This is a genomic window from Streptomyces sp. NBC_00690 (assembly GCF_036226685.1).
Taxonomy (GTDB): domain Bacteria; phylum Actinomycetota; class Actinomycetes; order Streptomycetales; family Streptomycetaceae; genus Streptomyces.
On sequence record NZ_CP109009.1, the window covers coordinates 5,353,156 to 5,371,999 of the forward strand.

General features: G+C 67.2%; 22 protein-coding genes. 4 read left to right on the forward strand and 18 right to left on the reverse strand.

What is annotated here, in order from left to right; all coding sequences use genetic code 11:
- Positions 1-97: 97 nt before the first annotated feature.
- The 5 genes from OID54_RS23435 to OID54_RS23455 all read right to left on the reverse strand — a co-directional run bounded on the left by OID54_RS23435 (position 98) and on the right by OID54_RS23455 (position 4,412).
- On the reverse strand, positions 98-856 hold the full coding sequence (locus OID54_RS23435) for a succinate dehydrogenase iron-sulfur subunit (protein WP_329022434.1): 759 nt from the start codon (positions 854-856) through the stop codon (positions 98-100).
- Positions 856-2,616, reverse strand: coding sequence for a succinate dehydrogenase flavoprotein subunit (gene sdhA, locus OID54_RS23440; protein WP_329022435.1), 1,761 nt, complete (start codon positions 2,614-2,616; stop codon positions 856-858). The genes OID54_RS23435 and sdhA overlap by 1 nt, the downstream gene beginning before the upstream one ends.
- A 20-nt stretch (positions 2,617-2,636) precedes the next feature.
- Complete coding sequence (locus OID54_RS23445; RefSeq protein WP_329022437.1) at positions 2,637-3,113, reverse strand: succinate dehydrogenase hydrophobic membrane anchor subunit; 477 nt, start codon at positions 3,111-3,113, stop codon at positions 2,637-2,639.
- Between the two features lie 8 nt (positions 3,114-3,121).
- Positions 3,122-3,502 carry a succinate dehydrogenase, cytochrome b556 subunit gene (gene sdhC, locus OID54_RS23450; protein ID WP_308312055.1) on the reverse strand — a complete coding sequence of 127 codons (381 nt, stop codon included), beginning with the start codon at positions 3,500-3,502 and terminating at the stop codon, positions 3,122-3,124.
- A gap of 223 nt (positions 3,503-3,725) precedes the next feature.
- Positions 3,726-4,412, reverse strand: a complete 687-nt coding sequence (locus OID54_RS23455; protein WP_329022440.1) for a 2-oxo-4-hydroxy-4-carboxy-5-ureidoimidazoline decarboxylase — start codon at positions 4,410-4,412, stop codon at positions 3,726-3,728.
- Between the two features lie 377 nt (positions 4,413-4,789).
- Between OID54_RS23455 and OID54_RS23460 the strand changes: the two genes are divergently transcribed.
- Positions 4,790-6,376 (forward strand): beta-N-acetylhexosaminidase, encoded by a 1,587-nt coding sequence (locus OID54_RS23460; protein WP_329022442.1) that lies wholly within the window; start codon positions 4,790-4,792, stop codon positions 6,374-6,376.
- A gap of 513 nt (positions 6,377-6,889) precedes the next feature.
- A complete protein-coding gene (locus tag OID54_RS23465) occupies positions 6,890-7,510 on the forward strand; it encodes a hypothetical protein (RefSeq protein ID WP_443055664.1) in 621 nt (206 codons plus the stop codon).
- A 1,693-nt stretch (positions 7,511-9,203) separates the two neighbouring features.
- Here the strand turns inward: OID54_RS23465 and OID54_RS23470 are convergent.
- From OID54_RS23470 to OID54_RS23500, 7 genes are all read right to left on the reverse strand, one after another.
- Positions 9,204-10,322 (reverse strand): methyltransferase domain-containing protein, encoded by a 1,119-nt coding sequence (locus OID54_RS23470; RefSeq protein ID WP_329022447.1) that lies wholly within the window; start codon positions 10,320-10,322, stop codon positions 9,204-9,206.
- The gene (locus OID54_RS23475) at positions 10,319-11,272 is read right to left on the reverse strand and encodes an MvdC/MvdD family ATP grasp protein (protein ID WP_329022449.1); all 954 of its coding nucleotides are present in this window, start codon (positions 11,270-11,272) and stop codon (positions 10,319-10,321) included. Before OID54_RS23475 ends, OID54_RS23470 begins: the two co-directional genes overlap by 4 nt.
- Positions 11,269-11,553, reverse strand: a complete 285-nt coding sequence (gene tgmA, locus OID54_RS23480; RefSeq protein WP_329022451.1) for a putative ATP-grasp-modified RiPP — start codon at positions 11,551-11,553, stop codon at positions 11,269-11,271. The genes OID54_RS23475 and tgmA overlap by 4 nt, the downstream gene beginning before the upstream one ends.
- Before the next feature lie 53 nt (positions 11,554-11,606).
- Positions 11,607-12,086, reverse strand: coding sequence for a hypothetical protein (locus OID54_RS23485; protein ID WP_329022453.1), 480 nt, complete (start codon positions 12,084-12,086; stop codon positions 11,607-11,609).
- Positions 12,087-12,618: 532 nt separating this feature from the next.
- Positions 12,619-13,488 carry a hypothetical protein gene (locus OID54_RS23490; RefSeq protein ID WP_329022456.1) on the reverse strand — a complete coding sequence of 290 codons (870 nt, stop codon included), beginning with the start codon at positions 13,486-13,488 and terminating at the stop codon, positions 12,619-12,621.
- 58 nt (positions 13,489-13,546) lie between these two features.
- Complete coding sequence (locus OID54_RS23495; RefSeq protein ID WP_329022459.1) at positions 13,547-14,092, reverse strand: DUF6415 family natural product biosynthesis protein; 546 nt, start codon at positions 14,090-14,092, stop codon at positions 13,547-13,549.
- A complete protein-coding gene (locus OID54_RS23500; RefSeq protein WP_329022461.1) occupies positions 14,092-14,517 on the reverse strand; it encodes an ATP-binding protein in 426 nt (141 codons plus the stop codon). The genes OID54_RS23495 and OID54_RS23500 overlap by 1 nt, the downstream gene beginning before the upstream one ends.
- 217 nt (positions 14,518-14,734) lie before the next feature.
- Here OID54_RS23500 and OID54_RS23505 point away from each other — a divergent pair, with 217 nt between their 5' ends.
- Positions 14,735-15,604: a helix-turn-helix domain-containing protein gene (locus OID54_RS23505; RefSeq protein ID WP_329022463.1), complete on the forward strand. Its 870-nt coding sequence runs from the start codon at positions 14,735-14,737 to the stop codon at positions 15,602-15,604.
- Positions 15,601-15,822, forward strand: coding sequence for a DUF397 domain-containing protein (locus OID54_RS23510; RefSeq protein ID WP_329022465.1), 222 nt, complete (start codon positions 15,601-15,603; stop codon positions 15,820-15,822). Before OID54_RS23505 ends, OID54_RS23510 begins: the two co-directional genes overlap by 4 nt.
- Positions 15,823-15,955: 133 nt before the next feature.
- Here OID54_RS23510 and OID54_RS23515 read toward each other — a convergent pair whose 3' ends face one another.
- From OID54_RS23515 to OID54_RS23540, 6 genes are read right to left on the reverse strand one after another with little or no spacing between them, the layout of a single operon-like run.
- On the reverse strand, positions 15,956-16,342 hold the full coding sequence (locus OID54_RS23515; protein ID WP_329022468.1) for a hypothetical protein: 387 nt from the start codon (positions 16,340-16,342) through the stop codon (positions 15,956-15,958).
- Positions 16,339-16,659, reverse strand: coding sequence for a hypothetical protein (locus OID54_RS23520; protein ID WP_329022470.1), 321 nt, complete (start codon positions 16,657-16,659; stop codon positions 16,339-16,341). The genes OID54_RS23515 and OID54_RS23520 overlap by 4 nt, the downstream gene beginning before the upstream one ends.
- Positions 16,656-17,852 carry a hypothetical protein gene (locus OID54_RS23525; RefSeq protein WP_329022471.1) on the reverse strand — a complete coding sequence of 399 codons (1,197 nt, stop codon included), beginning with the start codon at positions 17,850-17,852 and terminating at the stop codon, positions 16,656-16,658. The genes OID54_RS23520 and OID54_RS23525 overlap by 4 nt, the downstream gene beginning before the upstream one ends.
- A complete protein-coding gene (locus OID54_RS23530; RefSeq protein ID WP_329022473.1) occupies positions 17,849-18,067 on the reverse strand; it encodes a hypothetical protein in 219 nt (72 codons plus the stop codon). Before OID54_RS23530 ends, OID54_RS23525 begins: the two co-directional genes overlap by 4 nt.
- Positions 18,064-18,315 carry a hypothetical protein gene (locus tag OID54_RS23535; RefSeq protein WP_329022475.1) on the reverse strand — a complete coding sequence of 84 codons (252 nt, stop codon included), beginning with the start codon at positions 18,313-18,315 and terminating at the stop codon, positions 18,064-18,066. Before OID54_RS23535 ends, OID54_RS23530 begins: the two co-directional genes overlap by 4 nt.
- Positions 18,312-18,821 (reverse strand): toprim domain-containing protein, encoded by a 510-nt coding sequence (locus tag OID54_RS23540; RefSeq protein ID WP_329022477.1) that lies wholly within the window; start codon positions 18,819-18,821, stop codon positions 18,312-18,314. Before OID54_RS23540 ends, OID54_RS23535 begins: the two co-directional genes overlap by 4 nt.
- Between the last annotated feature and the right edge of the window lie 23 nt (positions 18,822-18,844).

Sequence of the window (18,844 nt, forward strand, 5' to 3'; positions counted from 1 at the left end):
TACCGGTAACGGTGCCAAGGGCGAAGGCCCCGGTCCGCAGGGAACCGGAGCCTTCGAGATCCCGGAAGCGCGTCCGGGAGGCAGATATGACGTTCGATCAGAAGCGGCGGGTGATCAGCGCCCGCTTCACTTCCTGGATCGCCTTGGTGACCTCGATCCCACGCGGACAGGCGTCCGTGCAGTTGAACGTCGTACGGCAGCGCCACACGCCGTCCTTGTCGTTCAGGATCTCCAACCGCTGCTCCCCGGCCTCGTCGCGCGAGTCGAAGATGAAGCGGTGCGCATTGACGATGGCCGCCGGGCCGAAGTACTGCCCGTCGTTCCAGAACACCGGGCAGGAGCTGGTGCACGCGGCGCACAGGATGCACTTGGTGGTGTCGTCGAAGCGCTCGCGGTCCTCGGCGGACTGGAAGCGCTCACGCGTCGGCTCGTTCCCCTTGGTCACCAGGAACGGCATCACGTCCCGGTACGCCTGGAAGAACGGCTCCATGTCCACGATCAGGTCCTTGAGGACCGTCAGGCCCTTGATGGGCTCGACCGTGATCGGCTTGGCGGGGTTGAGGTCCTTGATCAGCGTCTTGCAGGCGAGCCTGTTCTTGCCGTTGATCCGCATCGCGTCCGAGCCGCAGATCCCGTGCGCGCACGAGCGGCGGAAGGTCAGCGTGCCGTCGACATCCCACTTGATCTTGTGAAGACCGTCGAGGACCCGCTCCTTGGGGTCGATCTCGATCGGGAAGTCCTCCCAGACCGCGTCCTCGGAGACCTCCGGGTTGAAGCGGCGGATGCGGAAGGTGACCGTGATGTACGGCGAGGCGGCTGAGTCGGCCTCGACCTTGTCCAGTACGGGGGTAGCCATCAGTACTTACGCTCCATCGGCTGGTAGCGGGTCTGGACGACCGGCTTGTAGTCGAGACGGATGCTCTCGGAGCCGTCGTCGCCGACCTCGCGGTACGCCATGGTGTGGCGCATGAAGTTGACGTCGTCGCGGTTGGGGTAGTCCTCGCGGTAGTGACCGCCGCGGGATTCCTTGCGGGCCAGCGCCGAGACGGCCATGACCTCGGCCAGGTCGAGCAGGTTGCCCAGCTCGATGGCCTCCAGCAGGTCCGTGTTGAACCGCTTGCCCTTGTCCTGGATGGACACGTTCTTGTAGCGGGCGCGAAGCTCGCCGATCTTCTCGACCGCCGTCTTGATGGTCTGCTCGGTGCGGAAGACCATGACGTTGGCGTCCATGGTCTCCTGGAGCTCGCGGCGGATGTCGGAGACCCGCTCCTTGCCGGTGGAGTTGCGCAGCCGCTCCACCTGCTCCTGGACCAGCGACGCCGGGTTCTCGGGGAGATCGACGTAGTCGTTCTTCGCGGAGTACTCGGCGGCGGCGATGCCGGAGCGCTTGCCGAAGACGTTGATGTCCAGCAGCGAGTTGGTGCCCAGCCGGTTGGCGCCGTGCACCGAGACGCAGGCGACCTCACCGGCGGCGTACAGACCGGGAACGACGGTGGTGTTGTCCGAGAGGACCTCACCCTCGACGTTGGTGGGGATGCCGCCCATGGCGTAGTGCGCGGTCGGCTGGATCGGGATCGGGTCCGTGTACGGCTCGATGCCCAGATAGGTGCGCGCGAACTCCGTGATGTCGGGCAGCTTGGCGTCCAGCTGCTCCGGCGGCAGGTGGGTCAGGTCGAGGTAGACGTGGTCGCCCTCGGGTCCGCAGCCGCGGCCCTCGCGGATCTCCGTGTAGATGGAGCGCGAGACGACGTCCCGCGAGGCGAGGTCCTTCATGACGGGCGCGTACTTCTCCATGAAGCGCTCGCCGTCCTTGTTGCGCAGGATGCCGCCCTCACCGCGGGCGCCCTCCGTGAGCAGGATGCCCATGCGCCAGATGCCCGTCGGGTGGAACTGGAAGAACTCCATGTCCTCCAGCGGCAGCCCGCGCCGGTAGCAGGCGGCCTGCCCGTCACCGGTGAGCGTGTGGGCGTTGGAGGTCACCTTGAAGAACTTGCCGGTGCCGCCGGAGGCGTAGATGACGGCCTTCGCCTGGAAGATGTGGATCTCGCCGGTGGCCAGCTCGTAGGCGACCACGCCGGACGACTTCTTGACTCCGGTCTCGGGGTCCTCGGTGATCAGCTGGTCCAGGACGTAGAACTCGTTGAAGAACTCGACGCCCTCCTTGACGCAGTTTTGGTACAGCGTCTGGAGGATCATGTGGCCAGTGCGGTCCGCCGCGTAGCAGGACCTGCGGACGGGGGCCTCGCCGTGGTTGCGGGAGTGCCCGCCGAAGCGGCGCTGGTCGATGGTGCCGTTCGGGGTGCGGTTGAACGGCAGGCCCATCTTCTCCAGGTCGAGGACGGCGTCGATGGCCTCCTTCGCCAGGATCTCGGCGGCGTCCTGGTCGACCAGGTAGTCACCGCCCTTGACCGTGTCGAAGGTGTGCCACTCCCAGTTGTCCTCTTCCACGTTGGCGAGCGCGGCGGCCATGCCGCCCTGCGCCGCACCGGTGTGGGAGCGGGTGGGGTAGAGCTTCGTCAGGACTGCGGTCCGGCTGCGCTTGGTGGCCTCGATGGCCGCACGCATGCCCGCTCCGCCAGCGCCGACGATGACGGTGTCGTACTTGTGGATCTTCATGTGGTTCGTCAGCCCCGGCTTTAGCGGATGTTCGGGTCGAAGGTGAAGATCACCAGCGTGCCCAGCAGGATGGTGAACACCGTCGCGGTGTACAGCAGGCCCTTGAGCCACAGGCGCGTGTTCGGCCGCTCGGCGTAGTCGTTGATGACGGTACGCAGGCCGTTGGCGCCGTGCAGCATGGCGAGCCAGAGCATCAGCAGGTCCCAGACCTGCCAGAACGGGGACGCCCAGCGACCGGCGACAAAAGCGAAGCCGATCTTGGAGACGCCGCCGTCCAGCACCAGCTGGATCACGAGGTGGCCGATGACCAGCACGACCAGCACCACGCCGGAGAGCCGCATGAAGAGCCAGGCGGCCATCTCGAAGTTGCCGCGGGTGGCGCGCGGGGTCTTGCCCGTGCGCTTGCGGGGGGCCTCGATCAGGGGGGCCGGGTTGTCCACGTCGTAGAGCGAGCCGCTCTCGACGGGACCGATCGCGGAAGAGGTGTCAGCAGACATGTCCGGCATCAACTCCCGAAGACTTCACGTACGGCGTGTCCGAGGACGGGGTAGAGCGCACCCGCCATCAGCACGATCCAAATGCCCATGACCGTCCAGAGCATCTGCTTCTGGTAGCGCGGTCCCTTGGACCAGAAGTCCACGGCGATGACCCGCAGGCCGTTGAGCGCGTGGAACAGCACGGCGGCGACGAGGCCGTACTCCAACAGGGCAACGATCGGCGTCTTGTAGACGGCTACGACCTTGTCGTAGTCCTCGGGGGAGACACGGACGAGAGCAGTGTCAAGGACATGGACGAACAGGAAGAAGAAGATGAGGACGCCGGTGACTCGATGAGCCACCCATGACCACATTCCTTCCCGGCCGCGGTACAGCGTTCCAGCCGGCACGGAAGAGCCCTCCGGGAGCGGGGATTGGGGCCTGCCGGCTTGCGATGGTCGGTCTGGCCCGGCCGGGTATGGTCCACCGGCCCCGGCCATCGTAGCGACGACTTGTCGGTTCGTTCGCGCCGGGTCGGCAGGTGTGATCAAACAGGCAATCAAAGAGCCACGGACGGGCTATCGCCAGGCCGGGTGGTATGGGGACGTGTCGGGGCCGTGGTCGCCGAGGGGGCTAGGACACCAGGCGGATCAGTCGGGATCGGGCCAGACCGCGCAATTCCTCTGCGGCGACCTCCCGCTCTGTGTCGGGGGTATGGGCGAGTCGCGCACGGATGCCGATCAAGATCTGATCGAGGTGTTCGGCTGGCCGGAAAGTGACGAGGGAGATGACGAAGGAGTGGCCGAATCTGCTCTCGTACGCGGCGTGGGCCGCGGCCAGTGCGGTCAGGGCGGATGTCGGTACGTCCGTCAGGGCCCGGTCCGGCCCCGCGGCGGGTTCCCGGGCGAGCGCCTCGTGGAGATCTGCGGGGGAGAGGTCGTAGCTGGCCTCGTCGCAGGCCGCCAGCAGCACATCGAGATCGGGGTAGGGGCGGTGGGCGGCCAGCCGTTCGGCCCAATGCCGGCTCCCGCAGCAGTTCAGGAGGGCGGCGACGGCGGCGTCCTGGTCCATCCGGTTGAGGAGTTCCAGACCGGCGGGCGCGAGGGGGTGCTGCCCGGGCAGTCGGGCTCGTGATCGGGGCGTCAGCGCGGTGGGAGTGCCCGGCGGGGCTGCCGGTCGCTTCGGGAGGCCGACGGGGACTTCGCTGGACAGCGTGGGCTCCTGGAACTGGGACGCGTCGAGCGCCGGAAGGTCGTCGGCGATCGAGCGGAGGGCTGGGTGAGGCCGGGAGGGCGACAGGGGAGGGCAAGTGGTTAGCAAGTCAGCAAAGAGAACTAATGGAACTTATGGAACTAGTGCGACTGACGGTTGGTAAGGGAGGCGAGAGGTGTCGAAGAGGGAGAGGGTTGGAGCGGGCGGACGGTTGGGCGAGACGGCCAGAACCCCAGAACCATGTGAAGTAAGTGACAGAAGGGGCAGGAGTGCCTCCACGCTATCGATGCCGCTGAAGGGCTGTCCGACGGATGAGCGATTTTCACCCGGACGGGAGAGTTTCACCTGCTGTATCAGGTGATGTGGGGTAGTTGGGCCCTTTCATGAGATTCGTCTGATTCATAAGATTCACTCGTTTTAAGGGAGGTATGTAAGTGATACGGCATTTCGCGCGTACTGGAGGATGGAGCGGTACGGCAGTCGTCGTGGCCGCTGTCCTCTCGATAGCAGCGACCGGCTGCTCAACGGGAACCTCGGATGAACCGGGAGGTTCCGGTCAGTCGGGGCGATCCAGTCGCACCGATGCCGGCGCTGGCCGCGGCACGGCGGACCCCACGCCCAGCCCGTCACCCACCCGGACGTACCCCCTCTCCACTGCACCGGCGACGATCCCCGCCGTACGGAACCACGAACCGGCACGCGGTCCGGGCTGGCGGCCCGCGCCCGGTTCGGGAGTCGTCGTCACCGCGGGCGGCGAGGCCCTGGCGGACGAGGCCAGACTGCTCGCAGGCGAACTCAAGATCGCCTACCGGGAGGCCGGGCCCGTCAGACCCGGCGATGTGGAACTGGTCCTCGCACCCTCCCAGCAGGGCGGCTCCGAGTCGTACACCGTCCAGACCGCCGACAATCGCGTCCGAATAGCGGGTCCCTCCGAAGCCGGTGTCTTCTACGGCACCCGCACGCTCAAGCAGGCGGTGCGCTCCGGCGGCGCCATGCCCGAAGGCGTCATTCGGGATGCGCCCGACCGGCCTCAGCGCGGACTGATGGTGGACACCGCCCGCAAGCACTTCAGCGCGGGCTGGATCGAGGGGCGGCTGCGGGAGATGGCCGACCTCAAGCTCAATCAGTTCGGACTGCACTTCTCCGACGACCAGGGGTTTCGGATCGAGTCGGACAGCCATCCCGAGGTGGTGTCCCGCGACCACCTGACCAAGGCGGAGGTGCGTCGCATCCTCGCGCTCGCCGCCTCCCTGCACATCACCGTGATCCCCGAGATCGACTCGCCTGGCCATCTGGGGGCGGTACTCGCCGCCCATCCGCAACTGCGACTCAGGGACGCGGCGGGTCGCAGCGTGCGGGGAGCGATCGACATCGGCAACCCGGCTTCGGCGCGGCTCGTCGACGAACTCCTCACCGAGTACGCCGATCTGTTCGAAGGTGCCTATTGGCACCTCGGGGGTGACGAGTACCAGGCCCTCACTCGACGCGATCCGGAAGCATCCTTTCCGCGCCTCGCCGCCATCGCCCGCGAGGAGTACGGCCCCGAAGGACAGGTCCAGGACCTGGCTACCCAGTGGGTCAACGACCGGGCCGAGGTGTTGCGTCCGCTCGATCGGCGGCTCAAGGCGTGGAACGACGGCTTCTTCCGCGGCGGTGAGGTCAGCGTCGACAAGGACATCGAGGTCGAGTACTGGACCGGCAAGGAGATAGGGGCCCGCCCGCCCGTGGAGTACCTCGCCGAGGGGCGCCGGGTGGTGAACGTCAACGACGAGTACCTCTACTACGTACTCGGCGAGCCCAATGACTTCCGCTATCCGACCGGTCAGCGCATCTACGAGCAGTGGACCCCGCTGGTGCTCCGCGGCACCCGACCGGTTCCAGCGAAGTACTCCGACCAGATCGTCGGGGCACGATTCGCCATCTGGTGTGATCTGGCGGGCTCCCAGACGCCGGACCAGATCGCGCGGGCGATCGTCCTCCCGCTGAGCGCATTGGCCCAGAAGGTGTGGGACCCGCGGAAACCCGCCCTCAGTTGGGCCCGGTTCGCGGCGCTCGCCGAACGTCTGGACTGAAAGCCCGCGCACGGTGAAGGCGGCGGGAGCGCGAGGTGCTCGGACGGGTCCGAACATGACCGTCGGCAGGGGTACGGGGTCCTACGACCGGTGGCGTTCAAGCGGGAGTCGAGGCCCGATCCGGGTCGACGCGACGCCACGGAAGCATCCGGTCAGCGGGGTGCGGCGCGAGTCCGCCCGGGGGTGTGCGGACTCGCACCGCTGCTTCCCGGGAGCCCGCAGGAACGATGCACCGTCCCGTCAATCGAGCTCCAGGTGCGCAGAATGTAACAGAAGTGTGGTGCAAGTGTGTATGGGTAGTGCTCACTTGATAAATCGTGATGTGGGGCGTCCAAGACCGCTCAGCTCCGCCCAAACGTGGCGGACGGGGCTTGGATGGGAGTAGTTTGCGCCAAGCAGCCCGAGACCCATGCTGATGAGCGGTTCGTAGTACCGCCCTGCAAGGACCCGGTTCTCCGGTGCCTTCGGCATGACGCGATTGAGCCACGGGGCTCAGGTGTGCGCGGTAATGACATGCGTGCGCGATGGGAGGCGTCAGTGGCGTCGAAGAGCCTGAGGGAACTGATCGCACAGGCGGACGAGCGGGGATTGGCCGCGAGCGGGCTCGCCTGCCTGGAGCGCTGTCTGCCCCTGCTCGCCTCCGAGACCGATCCACTCGGTCCGTTGTGGGATGGACTCGCCGAAGGTGCGGAGGGCTGGCCGGGACGGCTGGCCGAAGCCAGGGACACGCTGGCAGGGGCCGCACCCCCGGGCGATGGCGAGGCGGACGGGGCCGCCGCTCTGATCCGGCACATGCTCGATGCCGCACCGGACGACTGGCAGGTCGAGCCGCTGCGCGAGTGGGCCGACGACTGCTCGGTGGCGGCGCTCGAACTCCACCACCGACTCGACGCCGGTCCGGCCGGCGAGCCGACCGCGTCCGCCGTGATCGAGGTGCTCAAGGGGTGCCGCGAGGGCGAGCCGACCCATGCGGGACCGCTGGTGACCGCCGAACTACGCCGTCAACTGCGGGTCCTGGAGATCCTGGCCCAAGGGGAGGGCCGGATCGGGCTGAGACAGGTGCAGCGCGTCTCCACCGAGGGGCAGCGGGTGCTGCGCGCGGTGGTGTCCCGCCGGGCCAGGGTCCAGCGCTGATCCGGTCGCGCCCACGGTGAACCCGGCGCGCGGGCGGGTTCAGGCGTGGCGTCCGGGGCGACCGGCCGGCGCTTCGCTCGGGGGTGTGGCGATCGACGCTGCTTGCCCGGCCTGCGTCAGGGCTGTTTGTCCTGCTCGGCGTCGTGGTGCGTCAGCGCTGCTCTGCCGCTCGCTCGGCGCGTTGGCCCCCCGTCCTGCCCGGTACACCGATCCGCACATGGGTTCGATGGCCGGTGCAGGTCATATCGAGGGCGCGCTAGAGAACGGTGCCCTGTGAAGTCCGTTTGCTCGCCCGGATTCGTCAACCACAGACCAGCCGCAGACCAGCCGCAGACCAGCTCAGACCAATCCAGACGGCCGCAGACCAGAGCAGTCGAGCGCGGTGGAAAGTGAGCGCGCTGGCGTTCCGAAGGCCGGTGGGCGCTCGCCCGCCAGGGGGTTTGCCCGCGCTCGGCGGTGGCAGACGGAGGGACGACCGGGGCCGCCACCCCCGGCCTGAGTAGTCCCCTAGAGGCCCCCTGAGCAGGCATTTTGCGCCCTGGTCGGGGGGCTTCAACCGTTGCGGGTGCGGCCTGTTTCTGGGTCTTTTCGGCCGCTCGTGACCGCTGCTGGTCATGCGTTGGTCACGGTGCCCAACTGGAGTCCTCGCAAGTCGCGACGGACTCACTTGGCGTTCAGTAAAGCTGAGGGACCCCTTAAGGCGAAGCGAAAGATCAAATATCGGAAGGCCCTTTTTAAAGCCGCCCCCGGGTGCTAGAAGTGGAGCTACGAAATCCGCTTGAAAGGCTCTCCCGTGTCACGTTCGCACACCCCCCTACCCGCAGAGGACCGCACGGTGGACGAGTGCAAGAAAAAAGGGAGGGGCAGAACTGCGGCCTGGGGGGCGCTAGGCGCAGTGATCCTTTACGTCGGTACTTTCGGATTCGCCCAGGCTCGAACGGAAGAAGGGTCTCCGAGCCCTCGACCCGAGGAAGCTGCCGAGGCTGGCGTATACCGTAATGACTCGGCCGCAGGGTATGTGCCGACCTACTTTGACGGCGCGGGCGGAATCGCCGGAGTCCCGCTCACCGACGAACAGCGGCGAGCTGTGATGGCCGAGGCGGATCGCAGAGGAGCCTCAGAGCAGGAGGCTCGCCTCCTCGCGTATGGGGAGAGCGACCCCCCGACTCGCCTTGTGTACCCAATACACCCACCCCGCCCACAGCCAAAGGTGCCAAAGCTTCTTCATAGAGATGACGCGACCTCCAAGGTGACCTATCGAGAAATGGCGCCCGGCGAGGACGCCCTATCGCACGGCAATTCGGCCGGTTCCGATTCGGGCGAGTCGAATGAGCGGGGCGGGCATCGCCCCGCAGCAGAAGATCACTCGTCGGGCTCCACGCTCTCTGCACTCATAGACGCGGTGCTTCCTGACCTGTTCGTTGAGACCGAGCCGCCCGCCACCACCAGGCGCTCCTTTCCAGACCCGAATGCAGTGATGCGGGCGTCCAAGGATTCAGGCCAGGCCGGAATCGGAAGCTCGGCACCAGCGGGCTTGACCGCCGCACCCCCGGACGCGGTACCGGTGGAAGGTGGAGCGCCCGGGGGTGTCCAGGAGGCCGAGGCTGGGGCGGCGGCTCATGGCGGTGTCACGAGTGCGCATGGCCCCGCCTAGGCCCCTTCGCAGTGGTTGCAGCGTGGCCCGCTGGGACCGTCAGACCAGTGCCCAGACGTCCGCTCCCGCAGGGTCCTCGAACCACAGCACGTGGGCATCTTCAGGTGTCACGGTCAGGCCGAACCGGTCCCATGTCGGCTGGCCGTGGTCGGTGAACCACCTCCACCAGCGTTCGACGGATTCCCAGACGCCTTGCCCTCCGGCCTCCGACCACGTCGAGGGCTTCGCGCCGTCGTACGTCACCTCGGCCCAATTGTCACCGGGCAGGACTACCCGCCTCGTGGCGACGTCCCCTTCGTAGCCGTACTGAAGTTCCGCTCCGGGAAGATGGGCCGCCAAGAGGAACTGGAAGTGGTAGTTGTCGAACGCCGCGATCGGAACGTTCGTCGTGCCACTGGCGTACGACGACTGCCCAGCGTTGGGGGCTGGGGGGCCGCCGCGAGAGCGGGCGGCCATGAATGAGCCGCCGTCCCCGTGGAAGCGTCCCTCCAGGCAGCCGTTCGGCTGGCGGTCCAGAACGACGAGTGTGTTGTTCAGTGGAGGGAAGAGGTTGGCGATCAGGCGCCCCCCGTCCCGGACCGCGTTCCGGAGCGAGCCGTTGATCCGGGGGAGCGCGCAGGACGCGATGACCCTGTCGAAGGTGCACCCCCACTCCTCCACCATCGCGTCCACGGTCCGGAGCTGCGGAGTGTGTCCGAGCCGCGAGAGCACCTCGGCGGCGGCGCTCGTCAGCGCGGGGTCGATGTCCGCCGACACGAGCTGCTGGGAGCCGGTGAGCCGGTGAGCGAGCAACGCGGTCTGATAGCCGGTTCCCGTTCCCAGGTCCAAGACATCGTCGGTGGTCCGGACATTCAGGAGTTCGAGCATCCTCACTACAAGGCTCGGAGTGGTGCTCGACGAAGTCGGTACTCCGCTGCCCGGCTCGCTGAACTGGGTGACCAGCGTGCGGGTTTTGTAGGCCGTCGTCAGCCACTCGTCACCATCCGCCTCGGTGAGCTTCCGCCAGGTGGTGAGCGTGCCGGCATCGGGGAGGTAGTACGAGGGGACGAAGTAGTGCCGTGGGGTTTCCTCCACAGCCCGGCGCCAGTGGGCAGAGGAGAGATCGCCACTCGCCTCCAGGGAGTCGGCGAGCGCATTGGCGAGAGTTCGCCAGCTCATGTCTTGCACCATTTCTCCAGTGTGTGTACGAACATGGAAGTGAGGGGCAGTTCGTTGTGTAGCCAGGCCCACTGGCCCGAGGCGTTCGCCTCCAGGAAGATCCAAGCCCGGTCCGGTCGAACGATGAAGTCCAGTGACGCATAGGCGAGGCCCATCGCGTCCATGTACCGGCGGACGCCTTCCTGGACGGCGCACGGGGTTCTGATGGGGGTGTACTTCAGCGAGTCGTAATCCGCTCGCCAATCGTGCTCGGCGGCGGCGCTGTCGGTGTCGATCCGCACGCTGTGACATGCCCCGTCAATGACGACGGTGCGAACTTCGAATTCCTTGGGGACCTGTTCCTGGAACAGGTGCGCGGTCAGGTGGATTCCCTTCAAGTCGCCCAAGTCGACGGCCCGGGTATACATCGTCTCCAATCCGGTCTGGTGAACAACTGTCGGCATTCCGAGCGGTTTGGTGATGACCGGGGCCCCGCCAAGCCCGGCCGCGAATGCCCGGACTTGGTCGGTTGAGTTGGTGATCAGGGTGCGTGGCACGGACAGCCCGGACGCGCGGGCCACCTTGAGCTGCCGGGGCTTGAACTCGGCGGCCGACGCTCTGGCCGGATGATTCATCCACCGGGCCTCCAGGCTTGTCAGCACTCCGCCCAGCCCGATCCGGGCAGCCCCTCGCGCCCAGTGGGCGTCCGAGGCTGACAACTCGGGGAACTCGAACAGGCGCGGCCGATTCCAGTACACCGCCCGCACCTCGGCCAGATCGACTCGGCGGTGGGGGTTGCTAAGGCGCCCCGACCATTCGCCGTCCGTGAACGAGGCGCTCAGCTCCAGTGCGTGCGGGAAGTCAGCCGTGTCCATCCGGAAAACCGGAACGTTGGCTGCGGACAGCCCCTCCGCGACGAGGTCGGTACCCGCCTCGAAGGGGCCGTCCACGATCAGGACTGTTGAGTTCACTCGAAGCAGCCAGGGTCCGCGCCTTCGTCATGCGGCGGAGGGTTCTTGATGTCCCCGTCCGGGTTCGTCTTCTTGGAGGTCGCCATCGTGGTCAGCGGAGTGCCGTCCTGGTAGGCGGCCGTCTGCCGTACGGGATCGTATGCCGGCAGACCCAGGCTCGACGCCGACGCGGGGGAGGCTGCGGTGAAGCGTGCGCCACCCAGCGCGTACGGGCGCGCGCCCGTGGGGGCGGCATCCATGGGAAGTACGGTCTGAAGGGGTAACTGTGCGATGAGTTCCACGAAGTTGTCTTCCTTCCATCCATTCTCGACTCGGCCCACGGTGGGCCGGGCGGTCAATACGCCGTCATGTCCAGTGAGGCGTAGCTGTGGGTGCACAAGCCGGGGTGGCTGGCGAACAGGACGCAGTCGTCGGGCTGCCCGTCGACCCAGATGCGTGAGCCGCAGTCCGGCCGGGCGCGCAACATGGTCCTGGTGGACGTGTCGGTCCACTCCGCCCAGACGGCGGCGGCGTGCATGAGGGGTACGACGAAGCCGCGGTGCGGGCCGTCGTGCTCCTCCAGTTCGCAGAGCGCGGCTGTGGTGATGTCGCCGTGCTCCGTATTGCTGAAGACCGGAAAGAGCTTCCGCGCGCACTCGATCTGAGCCGGTGAGAGCTTCCGGAGCGCGCCGCACATCCGGCCGGTTTCCCGGCCGACGATGGCCGACTCGGACGAGACGGAGAACAGACGCCGCCTTGCCCCTTCAGCCAGGGGGCCTTCAGACTCGCGCGGGCTGCGGCGTCGCGACGGAAACGGGATCAAGTTGGTGAGCACGACCGGCCTCCGCACCTCTGCTCTAGCTCTGCCCGCGCTGGCGGCATCCTTCAGCGCGCCCTTCTTGGGAGAGTGATGTCCTGCCTATCACTGCGCTTTTCCTTCGTAATCGGTTTCTCTGACGTGCGCCCGACTCTGGCCGTCACGCCAGGTCGGGCATCCGCTGCCGGTGGCGCGAGGTGTGAGTGTGGCCCCCACGCCCGGGACTTCCCCCAGCAGCGGAAGTCCTTTCAGTCGGCAGGCGGCTCGCTGGGGAGGCCCTCCGCGCGGGCGGAGGTGTTCCTTCGAGCCCGCCCCAGGCCCTCTTCGGGGGACCAGGGATGCTCAGGCGCCAGGAGACGCAGGCGGTCGAGCCGACGGCACGCTTCCCTGTCCGTGACGTGCCGAGCCCAGAACTGTTCCAAGCGCCACGCGGTGCGTCGGATGCGTTCGGCCAGGGGGACCGGGGGCGGCTCGCACCAGATCAGGCAGATGTTCCTCTGCACGTTGGACTGAGCCCGGCCATGGATGGGGCAGCGAGCCCGCTGGCGGCTCATCCTGCCTCCTTGGACTGCTTGACGGTGCGGTAGGCGAAGACCTCCGGCCTGTCCCGGTCGAAGGTCAGATTCCACGGTCGGGCCCGCTCTTTGGTCAGGTAGCCGTGTTCGTGCAGGAAGTGCTTGATCTTCACCATGGCCGCAGCCCAGTCCTTGGCGGTGGCATCCTGCGAGGCCCTCCAGAACACACGCAGGCACACGAAGGCGTACGGCGGCCACTCGATACGGTCCACCTCCGCGCAGCCGTACGTCCCCCCGGAGATCGGCGTCCAGCGCCGCAGGTAGGTGTCCCGTCCGGCGAGGCCGGCCTTCTCCATCAGGCTTTCCAGGTGCCACAGGGACGACTCATCCGGCTCCCAAATCCTCCGCCGGACACCTGGCTTCGCATGGTGGTCCCACCCGTCATCAGGCCACTCAATTGGGTCCGCGCCCTCCATCAAGCGATAGATGAAGAACTTGGATGGAGCCCACGGCGTCTCGTGCTCCTGGAGTGGCCCCGGGATTCGCACCGTGTAGCCCAGCGACTCCAGAGCCTCCAAGACGGCGGGTGTCCGTTTCTGACGGTGCTCCGCCAACTCCTCCGCATTGCCTCGCCGGGAGATGGCGTGGTCGGGGCTCCAGGTGACCACGGCGCACAGATCGGCACCTTTCGGCCACAGGGCCTCATCGACCGCGCGGGCCCGGCAGCAGCCCAGCCCAGGAGGTACCAAGTTGTCCACCATGGGCAACCCGTACGTGGTGCCCACGAGAGTCAGGTGATCCCCGATGCCCAGTTGGTCAAACTGGTAGGCGAGGAGGGCCGGGACGTCCCGGCTCGGGTCCTCCCCGTCGTAGGCCGACGGTTCCTGGCGGTACAAAGTGGACACGGTCTCTCCCGTTTTGCGAGTACAGCATTGGGCGCGGCTCCAGGGACGACGATGCTGATCACGGACTGCTCCCCGGGTCGACTGCTCTAGGGCCCTCCCACCCCTCCTGCTTCATGAGGGTCAAGAGATCGCGGGCCGTCTTCGCCGCTTCGCGCACCTCCGCGCTGTTGCGACCCCCCTCCCGGCCCGCGACGCCCCGGGCCCGGTCGACCATGGCCCGCACGACCACCCGGCCGAAGTCCAGAACTGCATCGGCCTCTTCGACCAGCGCTCCCAGGTATCCCCGGAGTGTGACCACCGCAGCGTCGAGGTCGCCCTCCTTCACCTCGTCGAGGTGGCTGCTCAACAGGTACTCGACGCTTTCCTCGATCGCGACGACGGTCACACGGACCGGTGTCCTACCGGCTGTCAGGTCTCGCCGCATCGCTTCCAGGAACGTGCGTAACATCCCTGTTTCCGCAGCGACCCCGGGAGCTACCGCGAAGCCCGGCTCGGGGAGTCGGTGCGTCCAGCCTTCGCCTGTCGGCCGCTGCTCCAACGGAGGGGCGATTCCGCGGCGGGCGGGCTGGCCGATCAGGAAGAACCGTTGGCCTTGTTGCCCCATCAGCCCTCCGCCTCCGGGACGCACAGCTCAGCCCACACCGTCTTGCTCTGGGGGTGTAGTTCGTATCCCCAGCGGGCGCAGAGGGCGTCGACGAGGTGGAGGCCCCGTCCGCCCAACGAGCTGTCGTCAGCGGCACGGCGGGCGGGAAGAACATCGAGCGCAGAGTCCTCGGCGCTGATGCGGACCCCACCCTCTTGCAGCTCCACGGAGAACCGGAACGTCTGGCATTTCGTGTGAACGACGGCGTTCGTAGCCAGCTCAGAGGCGATCTGCGCCGCGTCGCTGCACAGATCCTGTATGCCCCACATCTCCAGGGCGGTGGCAACGAGGCGTCGTGCAGTGGAAGCGGCCTCGGGGCTGCACGCCACGACTTGCCTGTAGCTGGGCTCTCCTATGGCGGTTTTGCGGATCGCCGTCGTACTCACGGGGCCTCCGAAGGTCATGCCGAAGCCCTGGGGGCAGGGCAGGCGGGACCGGCGACAACTGCCCTGCGGCTCAGGGACGTTGTCTCGACTTGGGCAACGATGCTCTATTAGAAACGTTGCGCGCAACCCCCCAGTATTCGAAACGTTGCTCAAAGCGAAGACCTGACGTGGGGCAGGGTCGGGCGTGGCGGTACGCTGCCTCGCGAGGAGGTGCGCCATGCCCGAAGCGAGACCGAACGTCCACCGCAGGAGGCTCGGCTCGGCCCTGCGGTCTCTACGCCGCGCCGCCGGGCTTTCGATGGAAGAAGCCGCAGATCGTCTGGCACTCTCGGGCAAACCCACTCTCAGCAAGATCGAGAATGGCAAGCAGAGGGTTCAGGGGCTCGCCCTGACCGCGTTCCTTGAGGTCTACGGGGTGCGGGAGGAAGCGACCCGGCAGGCGATCAAGGCCATGGCCACTCTCGCGGCCAGCGGTCGGCGCACGAGCCTGCTCGACGAGTACCGCGAAGCCGTCGTGACCGAAGGGTTTGAGGAGTATCTGCACCTGGAGGAGCTGGCTTGTGCGACCGAGGGCTACCTCACGGTTGTCCCTGGCCTGCTCCAGACCGAGGACTACGCGCTCTCGATCGTGGAACGGAGTCAGGTGTGGCCTTCGCGGCGCGAGGTGGCCCGCTTCGTCGAGCTGAGGATGGCGCGCCAGGCCGCGCTTACTCGCGAGACGCCGCTCACCTTCGCCTGCATTCTGGATGAAGCCGCCCTTCGGAGGGTCGTCGGAGGACGGGCAGTCATGAAAGCCCAACTCGAACGACTCCTCGAAGTGACCGAACAGCGCAACAATGTGGATGTGCGCGTCCTGCCGTTCGATGTTGGCGCCCACGCCAGTTCGGACGGCCCATTCCAGCTTCTACACTTCTCTGCGGGACCACCGGTCGTCGTGATCGAAGGCAAGACGAGATCGGTCTACCTGGAGGAGGCGGGAGACGTGGACCGGTATCGGTCTGCCCTCGACTCTCTGACTGAACAGACGCTCCCTGCGGACCAGACCCGTCGCTTCATCAGCGACTTGATCAAGGATTGCTACTCATGAAAAAGCAGGTTGACCTGACCTCTGCCGACTGGGCCAAGAGTGAACTGAGCAACGGCGGCAACAATTGCCTGGAAGTCGCCTTCGTCGATGGCGTTGTGGCGCTGCGTGACTCCAAGGACGTCGGGGACCCCGATGCAAAGGTCCTGATCGTGTCCATGGAGGACTACCGGCTCTTTACGACGAGTGTGCGGGCGGGGCAGGCGACCCTTCTTCCCTGACCGCGCTACTGGAACTGCGCAAGCGCCCACTTTCCGTAGGAGAGTGGGCGTCGCCGGTTGGCGTCTTAGTGCCTACCGCCGACGACTCGCCCGATGGTCCGCGGGGCGCCGTCGACGGTAGGGCTTCAGGGGCTCAGTCTCCTTCCTGCTCCAGCGACTCGTACCCGTCCACGTAGTCCCGCCCGGACAGCCAGCAGGCCATCTTCCCGATTCCCCGCTCCAGTCGGTACCGGACCGCTCGCCCCGTGATGCGGTCGCGGGCGGCGATCAGCTCGTCCGGCCAGTCGAGCGCGTACCGCAGGAACAGGGCGCGACGTTCGCCGCGCGACAGGGGACAGGACTTCCACGCTCGCCGGATATCTGCAAGGTGCGCGAAGAGGGCATCTGCGCTTCGTGGGTCGGTCGTCCCTTTCGGCATGTCGGCGTCCGGGGCAGTGGGGGAGCGGAGTCCGTACGCGGTCTCCGTGCTCCAGACGGCCGGCAGCAGGGTCTCGACGAGCCGACGATCGTACCCGCTCACAGGCGACCGCGCTCGGCTGCGTCGCAGGCCGCTTCGTACGAGGTGTGCCAGATACGGCGTGTGGCCTCGGTCTTCACGCGGTCGACGAGGTCGAGGACCAGGCGGTGGTAGAGGACGCCGAGCCCGAGGGAGGGTTCGGTGAGGCACTGGCTCACCATGTGCGGCTTCGTTGCCAGGATGATGAGCGCCTCCTGCCGGGCGTCCTCGTACTCCATGGTGAGCGTGTCCTCGTAGCCATCCGCGATTCGGCGGGCGGCCCGGCCCGCGAGCGCCGTCACCTCGGGCGTGAGAACCGTCCAGTCCGCGACATCGGTCATCGGACCACCTCCTTGACAGGGACCGAGCCGTCCTTCGTCACGGCAACCACCAGGCCGGGGGCGCCCGTGGTGCCCTTCGCGTGCCGCCACCACGTCGACTCGGACTCCATGGCCGGGGGCTGGATGAAGGTCCGCGGGCCGTCGGTGTCGACGTGTTCGTGGTGCAGATGTCCTGCGAGGAGCACGTCGGCCTGGTGCATCGCGGACTGCTTGTTGAATGCCTGGCCGCGCCACCACTCCCAGTGCTTGCCAGGCCGCCACTGATGGCCGTGGGCATGGGCCACGACGGTGCCAGAGCAGTCGACGACGACGGTCAGTTCGTCGGAGTCCGGCACGAAGCACTCGACGTGCCCGTACACCTCCGGGGCCAGGGCGAGAGCGTCGCGAACCGCGACAAGGGCTTCCGTGTCGTGAGAGTCGTCGTAGCGGGTGATGCCCCGGCCGTTGAAGCGCACGGCTTCGCCGTGGTTGCCGGGTACGGCGGCCATCGTGACTCGCCGGGCAAGGGGGGCCAGGGTCATGGCTGCGTGCAGCATGACCCTGCGGGCGAGGCGGATCTGTTCGGTGAGGGTGAGCGAGGTACGCCAGCTCTGCGCGCCCCCCTGGGACACGAACCCTTCGATGTGATCTCCGAGCCAGGCGACGTGCACGTGGCCGATGGAGAACCGGTCGCGGTAGACCTCCAAGAGGTCAGCCGCGCGGTTCAGGCAGTCGATCGTGCGCCGGAGAGTGCCGGCCGGGCCGTCGCCGTCCGCCTTGCCGAACTGCATGTCTCCGAGCGCGATCACGAAGGTGTGGTCGCCGTCGGGAGGGCCTCCAACTGGCCAGCGGGGTATGTACGCCTCCACCGCGCTGATCAGCTCCGAGATGTCCTCCCGGTCTCCTTCCAGGGTGAGTGGGCGGCGAGTGAAGGAGAAGCGTGTGCTCAGGCCGATCTCGCCGTTCGGCATGGTCCACTCCGAGGAGCGGAAGCCCTTCACCTCCCAGTGCTCCGGGTCGAGGCCCTGCGATCGCAGGACGGTGGCCGCAGTGCCCTTGGGGTCCATCTCGGCAGGGCCTCGAACGGTGACCTCGGCCGCGTCCTCGGTGACCTCGATCTGTCGAGTGAAGTCGCGCTCGGGGTCGGTCTGGCGAGTTGGCGTGGAGGGGCCCACGGGCTTCGCGAGCAGGTCGTCGAGGAGGGTGTCACTCAAGCTTGCTTGCTCTCTTCCTGGCGCAGTCGGCGCCGGTACGTACGGATCGTGGATGCGGACACGCGGTGTCCGTAGCGGGCGAGAATCCAGACGAGATCCTCGGCCGCAGTGCCTTCGAGGAGGTGCCGCTCGAAGACGGCGCGCTCGTCAGGGTCGAGCGATTCCCATATGCCGAGGAGGCGGGGGCCGGGGCTTCCCGGCAGCGCGGCACTCATCGGCCCCATTTGGCGAGGTGATCGCGGTGCGCCTTGGCGAGAAGCCGCCGGGCGGTGTCCAGCGATCTCGGTTTGGCTTGGCGGGCAGCTCGTTCGGCTTGCTCCCTCGTCCACATGTAACCGCCGTGCCTACCTTGCAGGTGATTCCGTAGGGCGGCCCGTGCGGCTGCGAGGTCGCCGTCGATCGGCTGAATGTGGCCGCACCCTCGGCCGTCCATGAAGTCAGGGCAGGTCAGGGCCGTGCTCATGCCACCTCCCTGTCGAGGCGGTTGGCGCCCGAGGTGGTGGTGAGCGCTCCCGCCTCGGCCAGGGCGAGGAGGGCCGGAGCACCCTCTTGCTGGTAGGTCTCGGACACATCGCCGAGCCGCAGCCGGATACTGCGAGACGATCGTGGAAGCGACCGGCACACCTTCGAGGCGAACTCGGCACCCGCGTCGTCGGGATCTCCCCAGACGCGCACGCGGGAGAACCCGGCGAGCATTCGGCGATGCCGGCCGAGCCACAGAGCGGCGCCGGGGACGGCGACGGCATGGAGGCCGATCATTCGCAGGACGACGGCGTCGAGTTCGCCCTCGGTCACGTCGATGGTGTCTCCGGCGCGGTGTACGTCGGCGATGCCGTAGAGCCTTGGCGGATCGTCCTTGATGGAGTTGTACTTGCCGTGGAAGTGCGCCCGGTGGTCGTGGTCCTCCAGGCAGCGAAATCGCAGCGTGAGGACTCGGCCGTCGTGACCGATGTATGGGATGGCAAGCATTCCGCGGAAACGCTCATGGCCGG